At 55.8% G+C, this 13,996-nt stretch carries 14 protein-coding genes; 11 read left to right on the top strand and 3 right to left on the bottom strand.

Features of this window, described 5'->3' with window-relative positions; genetic code table 11:
• Positions 1-4: 4 nt before the first annotated feature.
• Positions 5-475 (bottom strand): DcrB-related protein, encoded by a 471-nt coding sequence (locus ABVF61_RS11100; RefSeq protein ID WP_353993569.1) that lies wholly within the window; start codon positions 473-475, stop codon positions 5-7.
• Between the two features lie 283 nt (positions 476-758).
• Here ABVF61_RS11100 and ABVF61_RS11095 point away from each other — a divergent pair, with 283 nt between their 5' ends.
• Positions 759-1,154 carry a hypothetical protein gene (locus ABVF61_RS11095; protein WP_353993568.1) on the top strand — a complete coding sequence of 132 codons (396 nt, stop codon included), beginning with the start codon at positions 759-761 and terminating at the stop codon, positions 1,152-1,154.
• Between the two features lie 23 nt (positions 1,155-1,177).
• Complete coding sequence (locus tag ABVF61_RS11090) at positions 1,178-4,882, top strand: ATP-binding protein (protein ID WP_353993567.1); 3,705 nt, start codon at positions 1,178-1,180, stop codon at positions 4,880-4,882.
• 55 nt (positions 4,883-4,937) lie between these two features.
• Here the strand turns inward: ABVF61_RS11090 and ABVF61_RS11085 are convergent, their stop codons facing one another.
• Together ABVF61_RS11085 and ABVF61_RS11080 are read right to left on the bottom strand one after the other, a co-directional pair.
• Positions 4,938-5,654, bottom strand: a complete 717-nt coding sequence (locus ABVF61_RS11085) for an HAD family hydrolase (protein ID WP_353993566.1) — start codon at positions 5,652-5,654, stop codon at positions 4,938-4,940.
• A gap of 37 nt (positions 5,655-5,691) precedes the next feature.
• A complete protein-coding gene (locus ABVF61_RS11080) occupies positions 5,692-6,720 on the bottom strand; it encodes a hypothetical protein (RefSeq protein WP_353993565.1) in 1,029 nt (342 codons plus the stop codon).
• Between the two features lie 154 nt (positions 6,721-6,874).
• On the opposite strand from ABVF61_RS11080, the gene ABVF61_RS11075 reads away from it, so the two are divergent.
• From ABVF61_RS11075 to ABVF61_RS11035, 9 genes are all read left to right on the top strand, one after another.
• The gene (locus ABVF61_RS11075; protein ID WP_353993564.1) at positions 6,875-7,258 is read left to right on the top strand and encodes an iron chaperone; all 384 of its coding nucleotides are present in this window, start codon (positions 6,875-6,877) and stop codon (positions 7,256-7,258) included.
• 134 nt (positions 7,259-7,392) lie between these two features.
• Positions 7,393-7,776: an antibiotic biosynthesis monooxygenase family protein gene (locus tag ABVF61_RS11070; RefSeq protein WP_353993563.1), complete on the top strand. Its 384-nt coding sequence runs from the start codon at positions 7,393-7,395 to the stop codon at positions 7,774-7,776.
• A gap of 295 nt (positions 7,777-8,071) precedes the next feature.
• Positions 8,072-8,902: a transporter substrate-binding domain-containing protein gene (locus tag ABVF61_RS11065; protein WP_353993562.1), complete on the top strand. Its 831-nt coding sequence runs from the start codon at positions 8,072-8,074 to the stop codon at positions 8,900-8,902.
• A gap of 16 nt (positions 8,903-8,918) precedes the next feature.
• The gene (locus ABVF61_RS11060) at positions 8,919-9,593 is read left to right on the top strand and encodes an amino acid ABC transporter permease (protein ID WP_353993561.1); all 675 of its coding nucleotides are present in this window, start codon (positions 8,919-8,921) and stop codon (positions 9,591-9,593) included.
• On the top strand, positions 9,590-10,255 hold the full coding sequence (locus tag ABVF61_RS11055) for an amino acid ABC transporter permease (protein WP_353993560.1): 666 nt from the start codon (positions 9,590-9,592) through the stop codon (positions 10,253-10,255). The genes ABVF61_RS11060 and ABVF61_RS11055 overlap by 4 nt, the downstream gene beginning before the upstream one ends.
• 2 nt (positions 10,256-10,257) lie before the next feature.
• On the top strand, positions 10,258-11,031 hold the full coding sequence (locus tag ABVF61_RS11050; protein ID WP_353993559.1) for an amino acid ABC transporter ATP-binding protein: 774 nt from the start codon (positions 10,258-10,260) through the stop codon (positions 11,029-11,031).
• A gap of 23 nt (positions 11,032-11,054) precedes the next feature.
• Positions 11,055-11,963: an aminotransferase class IV gene (locus ABVF61_RS11045; protein ID WP_353993558.1), complete on the top strand. Its 909-nt coding sequence runs from the start codon at positions 11,055-11,057 to the stop codon at positions 11,961-11,963.
• A gap of 62 nt (positions 11,964-12,025) precedes the next feature.
• On the top strand, positions 12,026-12,715 hold the full coding sequence (locus tag ABVF61_RS11040) for a GntR family transcriptional regulator (protein ID WP_353993557.1): 690 nt from the start codon (positions 12,026-12,028) through the stop codon (positions 12,713-12,715).
• Between the two features lie 120 nt (positions 12,716-12,835).
• Positions 12,836-13,864: a LacI family DNA-binding transcriptional regulator gene (locus ABVF61_RS11035; protein ID WP_353993556.1), complete on the top strand. Its 1,029-nt coding sequence runs from the start codon at positions 12,836-12,838 to the stop codon at positions 13,862-13,864.
• Positions 13,865-13,996 lie beyond the last annotated feature (132 nt).

Here is a 13,996-nt window from a genome sequence, read left to right as displayed (position 1 = left end):
TGTTTCAGCTTTCCCTGATCGAACCTATCGCCGACTTGAAAATCCGGCGATGCTCATTGCTCAGGGTTCCAGGAGCGGTCAGCGTGAAAATGATCGCCCTGCTGTTCGTCTCCAGAAACAGCTGCAATTGATGCAACCTGCCCTGGTCGGCTTCCCACCTGTACTCGATCTCCCGGGCTTCGCACTGCTCGATCTGGTACCTGTTGCCGGCCAGAAATTCGTATTTCGGGAATGTCTTTTCATATTGTCGCAACTGCGACAGCGCATAGGCTTCAATGCCGCCGTCTTCCAGATTTGCCCGCGTGATTACAAAACTCGTATTCTTGAGGTCGCCATCGACACCTGTGAACACGTTTACGCTGTCATCCTGATAGCCTTGGGGGAACAGGAAACTCAATTCATTGACCTTGTAGTCGATCACTTCCAAACTCCTATCGATGAGACGCCGATGCATCGAATGGCCAAGCTGGACCATCCGGTGGACATCCCTGGATTTCCGGGGGCATCGGGAACGATGCTTCGTGCGCGTATTCGGGCGACGAACTGCCGTCGCTGCCTGGCACGCAGCTTGATTTTTGCAAAAACAGTTCAGACAACTGTCGAAGCTAGCGCGGTCTGAAGTGAGCGGAGACAGCTGGCTTTCAGAGCCTACAAGCTGTCCTTTTGAACAATGACTGCCGCCTTAAAGCTGCAATGCATGTCGTCAACCGTTGCTTTGCCAGGACAAATTCGTTTTCCAAAGCCGGCGAAACAAACCGGTGTCGCTTTGGGAAACTCGGCTGGATCGCAATCTGCATGAGCGTTCTAAAAACGCTGAGGTTATGCAGCCGATCAAACCACTCTCTTTTTTAATCAAAGCCTTTCTGAAAATCAGAGTATTCAATTTCGTTCTCAGACCGGGCTCAGGCTGGTCCTTGCCCGATCAGTCCCGGCCATCAATGGGCGTACCCGCTTCTTCGGGGCGCACCATCTCAAATGAAGTGTCAAAAACGCGTCAACTCGAAGAGTGGCGATCCCGCTCAATGATGGATTTCATCGTGAAAAATCCGTCAAAACGTGCAAACTGGGATGATACAGGCTCGATATGGAGGTCGGTTCCGCGCTTAACACTTACTTTCGAAAACCTGAAGGTAAGAGCATGCAATCTGGCGTGAAGCGAAACGAAGGACTGTTGACGATGTCTGAGACGTGCGACACGGCACGCCTGACGATTAGGCTGCTTGGTGGATGCGATCTGCGCATCGACAGTCAGCCATTGACGCTTCCGACCCGCCATTGTGCGCTGATCCTGGCCTTCCTTGTCGCAGAACACGAGATTGAGCACAGCAGAGCGCGTATCGCAAACCTGTTCTGGAGCGATCGGGGTGAAGACCAGGCGCGAGGATCCTTGAGGCAAGCGCTCTACCAGCTTCGCAAGGCTTTCGAACCGTTCGGGCTGGCGCCGATCACCTCCACCGCGAAGTCCGTCTGGATCAACCGCGAACAGATCTGGTGCGATGTGCATGATCTGCAAAACGGCCGTGCCGGCTCCCTCGCCGGCTTCCGGGGGGACTTTCTGCTTGGTTGGGAAATTTCCGCGCCCGAGTTTGGTGACTGGCTGGCCGAAAAACGGGCGGATCTGCGGACGATGGTTTCCAATCTGTCGGCTTCAGCCATCGAGGACGCGGACCGCGCGGGCGACTTTGCCGCGCTCACACGTCATGCGCAAAGGCTGGCGACGCTTGATCCGTTCAGTGAAGAACATGTTCGCCGGCTGATGACATTGTTCGCGCGCAAAGGCGAAGTCGCCGCGGCCGTGGAGGCCTACCGCAGGCTGGAAGAGCGTCTGCGCTCTGAACTCCAGGTCGCGCCATCAACTGAAACACGCTCTCTGCTTACAGCAATCGAAAATCAGTCTCATGCCAAGACAGCCGTGGCAGTTTCCGCGCCGGAGCCGGAAACTGCCTTGTCGGGAACGGCCAATGAGAATATTCCACCGTTGCACCGATCGCAGCCGTCCCGGCTCCCGGACGAATGCCGGCAGCTGACAGTACTTGGTATCACCACCGAGGCCGCGGAACCTGCCCAAACGGGCATCGCGCCGGAGTTTATTGCAAAGCGCATGGACTCGCTGAAACGCAGGATAGAATTCGTTGCGAAACGCTATGGTGGGAGTTGGGAGCAGAATTCGGGCATGGCGTTTTTGGTCTATTTCGGATGGCCCGAAATGCACGAAGACACCGTCGAAAGCGCCATCAATGCGGCCATCGATCTGCGCAACGAGGTGGATGAAGAGATCGGTACAAGATGCCGGATCGGAATTGCAACGGGCGACGTACTGATTGCCGCAGCTGACCGGACAATTGTTGGCGGTCCTCCAAACCAAGCGCTTCACCTGATGCGGCATGCGGCCCCGGGTGACATTCTCGTGGCCGATGGCACGCGCTCATTGCTTGGTGAGCGCTTTGCGTTTGAAGAACAGAAGCTTCCAGGGGGCGCAGCCGCGTACCGATACGACCGCCATCTGAAGAGAAACGAGAACCCCTCGCCGGAGTTCCTGGAGCTTGTCGGCAGAAATCGCGAATTTGAACTGCTGCTTGACCGATGGCACACATCCTCTAGCGGCGAAGGTCAGCTTGTCATCGTCAAAGGAGAGCCCGGCATTGGAAAGTCCAGGCTGACCCAGGCGTTTCTGGAGGAAATGCGACGAGAATCCGCAAATCATATTGTCCTTCAGTGTTCAAGACAGACAAAAGAGCGACCGCTTTACCCAATCGGCGAACACATTGTCCTTTCGGCAAATCTGGACCTGTCGCAAGACCCCGAGAGAAACTGGTCGATTCTTGACAGGTTTCTGCAGGACTCAGGCGTTGTTTCCGAAGACGACCGTAATGTCATCGGTTATTGCGCCGGAATCACCCCGCTTGAGAAGCCGTTGGACGGTCTCAGTCTTAGAAACGCAGTTCTACAGGCGTTGGGGAACTATCTTCAGGGGCAGACTGAAGCCGGTCCGATCGTTGTTCTCCTTGAGGACGCCCAATGGGCAGACCCGACAACGCTTGACCTGCTGCAGCACGTATCGGCGACGTTGCCGCACAACCCGCTTATGATGGTTCTGACCGCGCGGCCCTGGTTCCAGCACAAATCTTTTGAGGCCTTTGATCCGACCGTGTTTTCCCTGTCTCGGCTCTCGCGCAATCATGTCGCCGACCTTGTGGAAAAACTCGCGAAGGGCAAAAGCATGTCCAATGCCGCAGTCGAGGCGATCTGCGACAGGTCGGACGGTGTGCCTCTCTTCGCCGAAGAACTGGTCAACAGCATTGTTCAGTCCGGTCCAGGAGGCGAGACGGTACCCAACAGCCTCAAGGACATACTTGTTGCAAGGCTCAACAGACTGGGAGAATCCCGGCATTTCGCTTTCAGGGCCGCGTGTCTCGGCCGGCGCTTTACCAAGGAACTCCTTGAATTCCTGTGCGCGGATCTGCCGGGTTCAGTCGATGAAGCCCTTGAGAAAATGCTTGAGGCACGGCTGATATTTCCGTTTCCCAAATTCGGACCGGATGCGTTTTGTTTCAAACATGCCCTTTTGCGAGATGCCGCCTACGAAAGCGTCCCGGTAACGACTCGTGAAGCCATTCACAAGTCGATTTATGACAGCTTAAAAGACAGAAATGATGCCAGGCACGATCTGCTTGCGTGGCATGCCGCGCGCGCCGGTTTGCGTCAGGATGCCGTCCGTCATTTGCGTTTGGCAGCTTCCGACACATTGCGAAAGTTTGCGCATGGCGAAGCGAGGGCGCATCTCGAACAGGCTCTCGATCTGATTGATGCCGGCGACTTTGGCGAGACCTATCCCGAAACCCGTCTTGCTCTGCTCAGTGAACTCGCCCGATGTCATGCTCATTCCGACGGTTTCGGTCATGAACGGACCGCAGCAATCGTTGAAGAAGCGGCCAGGCTCTCGGCTGATTTGCCGGGCAATCCAGTCGCGGCACGGGTGTTATGGCAGTCCTACTGCGTTCATCACATTCGGGCAAACCATCATGAAATAGAACGCATTGGCAAGGAGATGCTCACGCTGAAGGCGTGGGACAATTCAGTCGGCATCCAGGAAGTCGTTGGCAAGCGGGCGATTGCGGTAGGGGAGTTCCTGGCAGGGCATTTCGATATTGCCGACAAAAGCTTCGAACGTTCGATGGAGTTGATCAAACAAACGCCCAACGCCCCGAGCATCGGCGGGGCGACAGACGTGGATCAGCTCATTTCAATGAGGTTGATCAGGATACGTATTCTGGCAATCAGGGGCCATGCCGATTTGGCGCTCAAAGAGTTGCACGAGATCGAAGAAATCAGCCGGAAAACAGGGCATCCTCAAAATCAGATTACGACGTTTGCGTCCGCGTCCTACATCTACCTCATGCTTGAAAAATACCGGTCCGCAGCCGATGCGGCTGAAGTCGCGCGGGTTCTCGCCAAGAAGTTCAGATTGTCGATGTGGGAAGCATACTCTGAACTTATGCTGACAACTCCCAAGATGCACGAGGCATTCTCAACTGAGCTGGCGGATGACTATCTGAACGCGCGGAGCAAACTGAAATCATCGTCAGCGCAGTTTTCGGTGCTGCTCTACGATGCCCATTTTGCCTGGATCCTTGCCCGGTCAAATCAAGCAGAGCGTGCGCAGCAGAGTTTGTCCGACCTGTTTGCCCAGATCGAGCGTGAGATCGAGCCCTGGTGTCATCCGGAAGTCATTCGCCTTGCTGCGGATGCCGGCGCGATTTGCAATTTCCTCGATCCGCCGCAGGCCCAAACGTTGCTTGAAAAGGCCTTTTCGATCGCCGGGACACAAGGATCGGTCCTTTGGAAGGATCGTATTCAAGCGGCGCTTCACCTGTCTCCATGAGAGCAGCGAAGCGTCACAAAACCAGCGTCAGAAAAACCCAAATTCGGTTGCGAAGTCAGCTCAATCTGAATTCAATTGCGTGAAAATCCGCAACCACCGGACAATCAGGTTGTGCGTCATCCGGACTGGCAAAGCCTATTGCAACGACGTCGCTTCCTGCGTTAAGGCCCGCCTGAATACCTGCAGCTGCATCTTCGAAGACGAGGCAATTTTCCGGGTCCGTTCCGAGCCTTTCAGCAGCTAGACGATAACCTTCGGGATCCGGTTTTCCGCTTTCGATATCTTCGGCGGTTACCAGCACTTCCGGGATAGGCAAGCCGGCAGCCGTCAGGCGGCGGATGGCCAGGTTGCGGCCTGCGGAGGTCACGATAGCCCAACGTCCGGATGGCAACCGGTTCACCAGGTCAACCGCCCCTGGGATTGCGACGATACCCTCGACATCGTCAGTTTCCGCCTTTTCGATTTTGGCGGCCTCGGCTTCGCAATCGCTCCCGGCTTTTGCAAAGTCGCGCAGCGTATCGATCGTTCTTCGCCCATGTGAAACAACAAGCAAGGCAACCGGGTCAACGTCATTGGCAGCGGCCCAGTTTGTCAAAACGCGTTCGACGACGGTCCTGGAGTCCAGAAGGGTTCCATCCATATCGAACAAGACGGCTGAGTAGACGCGGCCCAGGCGCAGCATATTTGAGCTGGTTCCTTTGAAAGTCGATTTCGAGCTGGATATCCGGTTCCGCTGCTCCAGAAAACCCAAATCATATTGCACGTGCTTCATTTTTTCCGACCCGATAAGCAGATCTGCAGTCAGCTCATCAGACCTTCTTCAAATAAGCATCGACGATCACATCACAGTTCCAGCCAAGAGCGTTGCCCCAAAAACCGATCTGAGCCTCGCAGTAGTCCAGGATAAAATCCTTGCGGAATGTTTTGAAGAACCGGTCGCCTATCCCCCAATAAAAATCGAGTTCGTTGAATTCGACATCCCGGACCTTGAAGTCGTCGATGTCGAAGTTTCCCTTCTCGCAGAACGAGCCGGCCTCGATGTTCCGGTCAAACCGGCGCATGCATTCGGTTTGAAGCGTTGGTGTTTCCTCACGCAAACAGGACTGATAGTAGATCTGGATATTGCGCCGGTGCCGCATGCGGCATTCCGTATAGTCGTGTTCCCTGTAGTTATAGATCCTCTTGTGCATGGACGCGAACACGCTGTGCACCGAATGGCCGGACGACTTGGTCAGGAAATAGGTCGGACAGAACCTTGCTTCCTTCAGGAAGTTTGCGCGGGCTCTTTCCGCTTTGCCGGGCTGTGCATCCAGATACGGTTGGAAGCCGGCAAGGCCGACAAACAGATCGAAATGCGGAGCGATGGCCTCTTTGCGTGCGGCTTCGGCGCTGCGTGGAAATCTTGCCTCACACCTTGTGGCATCAAGGATCTCACGGGCCATGGCATCGTGGTTGTTGTTCCAGTCGGTAAGCGCTGCACCGTAGACGGTATAGAACTCATTGAAAGCGGACACACTGTCATCGGCAATATATTTGATGATGCGCTGGGTTTGCCGCCGCCGCTCGCGAAGCCTCGTGTCATAGACGGCCCGGGCAGCTGAAAAGGCCTCGTCGCCGTTCATCGGACTGGAAACAAATGCCGCGTGTTCCGCGTTGTAGGTCTGAATGTTCTTCTTAACGATCAGATCACCGAAGACGGCGCCGATCAGAATGGTAATCACGGAGGTAATGATCAGGTTCTTGTAAGGTGTGCCGGACTTCTTTTGCGCCCCTTCGGGCTTGTTTTTCTTGCGCTTCGATTTTGAAATCCTGTTTCGCACAGTTCTGGCGCCGGTCATCGCGCACTCTCCTGGCAAAAAATAAAGTTACTTAAAAAACATACCACGGAGACTGTTCTGCCGGACCAGCTATCAGAAATTGCAGGCCGATTGTATTTGGTGTCCTCAGAATGGCTTATTTGAACGGTATCCGGTTCGAATGAGGAGGAGGACAATGCAGTACGAAGCAAGCGATCCACAAGACTACCTGAGACAGCTCGACGACGACTGGCGTCGGCAAGGTCTTCTGGCGCTGCGTGAACTCATCCTCGCCAGCGACCCCGAGATCAAGGAATGCGTCCATTACAAGATGCTGGGCTATACGCTTGATGACGATTTCATTTGTCACCTTAATGCGCAGAAGCAGTATGTGAGCCTTTATGTCGGCGATGCGGCAAAGATCGACCCGGACGGCGCTCTGCTCAATGGGTTGAGTGTCGGCAAGGGTTGCATCCGTTTTTCCAAATCGAAGGCCAAGCATATCTCCGAAGGCGGGATCGAAGCGTTTTTGAAGCGCGCCGTTGAGATGAAACGGGCGGGTACAGATTTGGGCTGCTGACGTTTGCGTGCGCCGAAGACAGACGTTTGCGTGACGCTTGCGGTCGGTCTGAGAGAAGGTTCAGTCCCTGTTCTGCAATACTATCCCAACCGTTGTGAGGGCTGTCTTTTCAAAGGGACGGCGAGGGAGGCGATATGGTCATCTGCATTTTCGGCGTGACGTACAGGGACGACATCGACCGGGATCTTCACCAGCGTCTGAGTGACGATATGGCCAAAGCCGTTGCGGCCATGCCCGGCTTCATCTCGCTCAAATACTATAAAGCTGACGATGGTGACCGGATCGGGATCATCCGCTTCAAGACACGTGAAGATCTCAAAAGCTGGCGCGACCACATAGCTCACCGTGGCGCCTGGGGACATGCGCCGAAGCTCTACCATGAATTCTGGGTGCAGAACTGCGAGACCTTCGATGACTATGTGTGGGTCGACGGGCAGCATATTGATCGCGATCAGACCGACCGGTTTCAAATGAGCGAACAAGACGTGCTGCAAGCGATCGCGACGGATCGCAAGTAACGGTTTTTGCAATCGGGTGATTTGCGCGAGCGCATGGGATCTTCGAGCGACCATGCGTACCCGAGGTGGGTGTTTTTTCAACTCCGGCAGCACACAGCTGTTTTCCCATTCATTTGAACTCTCTAGCATTCATACGTCACGAGCCCGCAAGGACGATGGACCGCTTCAGTGATCCAAAGCGCTGAGATGTATTTTTGTAAATTGTTGACAATCTACAATAAGGCGATTTTTATATCCTGACACGAGCGCACCAAACGCGGCGCGGCTTCAGAAAGAGGGGAACCAGGATATGAAAGTGAACCGTCGTACAGTTCTGACATTAACCGGAGCCACAGTCGCTTCGACATTGATCGCAAGTGTGACACCTGTTCTCGCCGCGGGATCGCTGGAAGACATCAAGGCGCGTGGAAAGCTTCGCGTAGGGGTAACGCAGGCACCACCGTGGTATTCAAAAGATCCCGCGACAGGCCAATGGGCATCCGGCGTAGGCGTATCCGCCGGCAAGGCCATGGCAGAAGCTCTTGGTGTCGAATTCGAACCTGTCGAAGTCACATGGGGAACCGCGGTCGCAGCGCTTCAAAGCAACAAGATCGACGTCATGTTCGTGCTGGACGCAACGGACGAGCGTAAGAAGGCTGCGAGTTTCCCGGCTTCTCCGCTGCTCTATTATTCGCTCGCCGTCCTTGCAAAGGACGATGTGCCGGTCACTTCATGGGAAGACCTCAACAAGCCGGAGATCAGGATCGCCGTCCCTCAGGCAACGAGCATGGACAAGTTCCTGACCGAAAACGTCGGCAATGCGGACATCCAGCGGTTCCCAGGCAATACGGAGGCGATTGCCGCGTTCCAGTCCGGGCGCGTTGATGCCGTGTGCCTGTTCCATCCCCCCTTGATCGCTGCGCGCCAGAAACTCGGAAGAGGCAAGATCGTGGTGCCGTCTCCCGTCAAATCCAACCCGACCAGCGCAGCTGTCCGCAAAGACGACACCGAGTTTGTCGAATTCGTTGATGCCCAGCTCACGGACTATTACCAGTCCGGCAAGATCCAGACCTGGTATGAGGACTTTCTGACCGGTTTCGGTCTCGATCCGAAATCCGCGCCGCCAATCATCAAGGAACTCCTCTGAGGCACCTGGTCAGGTCATGTACGAGTGGGACTTTTCACCGGTGCTTGCGGAAGGCGGCTTTCTGCTGGTCGGCTTCCGTAACACGCTCATTCTGACAGCAACGGCACTTTCAGGCGGGTTGGTTGTTGGATTGCTGCTCGCGTTTGCGCGGCTGTCGCACAGGCGCTGGCTGACGGTGCCTGCGGGGATTGTCATTGAAGTGTTCCGCACGACGCCACCCCTCGTGCAGTTGTTCTGGTTCTATTTCGGCCTGCCGATCGTTCTTTCGATCGAGATGACGCCATTCCTGGCCGCCTCGCTGACTTTCATGATCCAGAGCGGGGCCTTCTTTGCCGAGATCTTCCGTGCCGGCATCGTCTCGATTGAAAGAGGCCAGTGGGAAGCGGCCAAAGCCATCGGCATGACTTACAATCAGTGTATGCGCAGGGTCATCCTGCCCCAGGCGGTGAAGCGCATGTTCCCGTCCATGATGGAGCGTTCCATCGAACTGATGAAAACGACGACGCTGGTGGCAACGGTTTCCTATGCCGATCTGCTGTTCCAGGCAAATGAGCTTGCCCAGAAGACGTTCAGGCCACTCGAAGTGTTCACCGTCGTTGCGCTGATTTACTTCGTATCGATTTCCTTCATCAGTTTCCTCGCATCGCGCATGGAGCGCCGCTTTGCAAAAAGCGGTGAATTCACCCCATGAACTACATCTGGAACTTCCAGGACGTCTTCGACAACTGGTGGGCGCTTGCCATCGGCGCAGCCGGGACACTGAGGCTGTTCGTTGTCTGTCTCGTGCTCGGCATGGGGCTTGGGCTCATCATCGCTCTTGGGAGACGCTCGCAAAACCGGCTCATTCGCTGGCTGTCGACCGCTTTCGTGGAGTTTTTCCGGAATACGCCGGTTCTGGTGCAAATACTCTGGTTCTATTACGCGCTGCCGATCATCGTGCCGATCGAGATCGGGCCCTTTCTCGCTGCTATTCTCGGGATTTCGCTGAACTCTGCTGCCTACTCGGCGGAAATCTATCGCGGCGGCATCCAATCCATCGAGCCCGGCCAGTGGGAAGCTGCGAAGGCGATCGGCATGAACGGGCTTCAGACCCTGCGCCGGGTGATCCTGCCGCAAGCCATCAGACGCATCATCCCGGCTTTGACGAACAGAGGCGTCGAGATTTTCAAGATGACAACCCTGGCGTCCGTCGTCGCCTATGTCGAGCTTTTGCAGCAGGGCAAGCTGATTGCGTCGCTCAGTTTCAATCCGCTCGAGGTTTACACCGTCATCGCGGCGATCTTCCTCATCATCCTTTATCCGATCGTGCGTCTGACCTACGCGCTCGAGCGTCACCTTGCACGGAGTGACTGAACGTGAACGCACCTGTTCTCAGACTGTCCGGTTTCGGCAAACATTTCGGTTCCCTTAACGTGTTTTCGGATGTTGATCTTGACGTCATGGCGGGCGACCGCATTGCCATTTTAGGTGCTTCCGGATCCGGCAAGAGCACGCTGCTGCGCTGTATCAACGTGCTTGAAACGCCGAGCGAGGGACGGCTCGAGATCGACGGCGATCCTGTCGGCGAGCTGTCGCGTTCGGGCGACATGCGGTTTTCGGAACGCGAACTGTGCACCCTTCGCCAGCGCGTCGGCATGGTGTTTCAGCAATTCAATCTGTTTCCGCACATGACGGTGGCGGGCAATGTTGCCGAGGGTTTGAAGACCGTTCGCGGCGTCCCGTCGCAAAAAGCGCATGAACGGGCCGTCGCGGAACTCAGGCGCGTCGGGCTCGCGGACAAGGCCGATTCCTTTCCCTCGCGCCTATCCGGTGGGCAGAAGCAGCGGGTCGCTATCGCGCGGGCGCTGGCCATGGACCCTGAAATCCTCTTGTTCGACGAGCCGACATCCGCGCTCGATCCGGCGCTGGTTGGTGAAGTGCTCGGGGTGATCGAGCAACTCGCAAACGAAGGCCGCACGATGCTGCTCGTGACCCACGAAATCGGCTTTGCCTACCATTTCGCGACGCGGATACTCTTCCTTGCCGAAGGCGGCATTTACGAAAGCGGCACACCGGATGAAGTTCTGAAAAATCCGCAGCGCCCCATCACTCAACAGTTTCTCGCGGAACACCGGCGCTTTCAGTTCTAGCGGCCCTTTGGAGATCAAAAACAATGAACAACTCTGCAAGTGCGCAAAGCTATGTCGCAGATCCGCGGAATGAACAGGTTCTGGTCTATGTCAACGGCCGGCTTGTGCCGCGTCAAGAGGCCAGTGTTTCGGTGTTCGACAGCGGGTTTGTCCTGGGCGATGGCGTTTGGGAGGGCCTGCGCGTTGTCAACGGGCGCATTCTGCAACTGGATGCGCATCTGGATCGCATGTTTGAGGGGGCAAATTCCATTGCACTCGATATCGGCCAGAGCCGTGAGGATCTGAAGGACGCCATCCGCCAAACGCTGGAAGTGAACGGCATGGACGACGGCGTGCATATCCGGCTGATGGTCTCGCGCGGCCTGAAAAGCACACCGAACCAGGATCCGCGGTTTGTCATCGGAAAGGCGACCGTTGTAATTGTTGCCGAATACAAGGCACCCCGTCCTGATACCAAGTCAAAGGGTCTCTCACTTTTCACGTCAACCTTCCGGACAAGCGGACCGGACGTGTTTGATCTTCGGCTGAATTCTCACAGCCGGCTGAATCTGATCCAGGCGCTGATCCAGGCGATCAATGCCGGCGCAGACGAAGCGCTGATGCTTGATCCGCGCGGGTTTGTTGCGAGCTGCAATTCGACAAATTTCTTTGTCGTGAAAGGCCGTGAGCTTTGGACCTCGACTGGATCCTTTTCTTTCAAGGGCTTGACCCAAAAAGCAGTGATTGACAGCTGGCGCAACACCGGCAACGTCGTGCACGAAAAGGATTTCACCCTCGCGGAGGCCTATTCGGCGGATGAAGCCTTCATTACAGGAACACTTGGCGGAGTAACGCCGGTGGTGCGCATCGATGGGCGCATCATAGGAAGCGGCGCGCCAGGGGCCGTCACGCTGGAAGCCGAAAAAGCGTACAAGGACTGGGTCTTGCGGTAGAACCGGCTATAAGTTTCTTCCTGAACGAGATGCGTTAGCAGAACGAACAAGTGCACATGACCATGAACGAACCGCAACTGATGTCGCAAAACCGGGTCAAGCCCATCAAGCGCGAGACATTCAGCAACCAGATTGCCGCCAATCTGCGGCGCGCGATCATCAGCGGTGAAATCGAATCGGGCAGCCAGATTACCGAATCCGACCTTGCGGCCCGCTTCGGTGTGAGCAGGGGCCCCTTGAGGGAAGCCATGGGACAGATCGCTGCGGAAGGCCTGATCGAAACCATACCCTACACCGGCACTCGCGTTCTGAAGCTGTCGCCGGAGGATGTCCGGGAGATCTATTCCTTGAGAACGGCGCTCGAAACACTTGCATTTCGTGAAGTCTGGGCGCGCCGGGACGAGGCGTTCACCAAGGAGCTTGAGGCAAGGCACAAGGCTCTTATGGAGACATTGGGCCTTGATGATCACGTGGCATCAAGCGGGGCGGAAGTCCGGTTTCATTCACTTGTCTATGAGGCGTGCGGGCACAAGCTTCTCCTGGAAAGCTGGCATCGCATCGCTGGCCGCATGCAGCTTTATCTGGCCGAGCATCAGCGCGCGCATGGTAGAAAAGCACCGATCGAGGACGCTCATCAGCGCTACCTTCAACTCGCACTCGGCGACGATCTCGATCTGATGCTGACAGAAATTGAGGCCCATATGCAGCGCGGCTGCACGCAGATGGAACAATATCTTGGCTTTATTGACTGAGACCGTTCGCAATTGTTTCCCAAAGGCCGATCCCGGTGGCTGATCAGCGGGTTGTGCATTTCTGAGGCGAAATTGAAGATTACGTAGCGATTTCAGTTCGTAATCGGCTAAATACCGATAATGACCAAATCGGAACCCAAAAAGACAAACCCAACTGTACAGGACGTCGCGCGTGCGGCGAAAGTTTCCACGGCAACTGTCAGCCGGGCGTTGTCATCACCTGAGCGGGTTTCGAAAAAGACGCGCGACAAAGTCAGCAGGGCTGTTGAAGAAACCGGCTATGTGCTCAACCACGCGGCTCGGAATCTGAGGCGCCGGGACACGGGCACGATCGTCGCATTGGTCCCCGACATCGGAAACTCTCACTTTTCCAATATTCTCCAAGGTATTGAAACCGTCTGTGCCGGCAAGAACCTGAAGGTTCTTATTGCCGATACGCGTAAGCCGTCGATGTCGCGTCCCAGAATCAGCGATGTCCTAAGCAAGAACAATTGCGACGGGATCGTCATTCTCGATGGGCATCTCTCAATCTCCGAGATCAGATCAATAAACCCGAAGATGCCCCCGATCGTGACCTGTGGTGAATGGAGCGACGATCCCGCTGTTCCGATTGCCGTAGTCGACAATCTCATGGGTGCTCGGCTGGCCGTGACGCATCTCCTGGAGCACGGGCACACCAATATCGGCCACGTCACCGGGCTCTTGACCCACAAACCGGGGAGAGACCGGCTTGAGGGCTTTCAGGCGGCTTTGGCTGAAGGCGGACTTGATCCGGACAGTGCGTGGGTTTTTCAGGGGGATTACACGCTGAATGCAGGCGAAAGGGCCGCCAGGGCCTGGCTCGATCTCGCGGACCGGCCGACGGCCGTCTTCTGCGCAAGCGATCGAAGCGCTTTCGGTTTTATCTCCACCTTGAACGAAGCAGGCGTTCGTGTTCCCGATGAAGTGTCCCTGGTCGGCTTCGATGACATCGACATTTCCGGACATTTCGTGCCGCCTCTGACTTCGGTTCATCAGCCACGCAGGGCTGTGGGCGAACAGGCCGCGAAACTTCTGGTCAAACTTCTTGAAGGCGGCCATCCGGATCAGGAAAGCGTGCAACTGGAGCCCTGGCTGGTGGTGCGCAAGAGCACGGCAGCAAAACTCTGATGATGATTTTGTTGCGTCTTTGAGGAAAAACTCCCCGGTTTCTGCGCCTCTTTCCCGGTCGTTTCGCATGTGCAGCGCGAATGCAACATTTCGAAATAATTGGATCATATTGCTGCAAATCGGCGTGGCTAA

It is taken from the genome of Roseibium sp. HPY-6, assembly GCF_040530035.1.
Classification (GTDB): domain Bacteria; phylum Pseudomonadota; class Alphaproteobacteria; order Rhizobiales; family Stappiaceae; genus Roseibium.
Note: the sequence above shows the minus strand (reverse complement) of the source record. Positions and strands in the feature narration are given on the sequence as shown.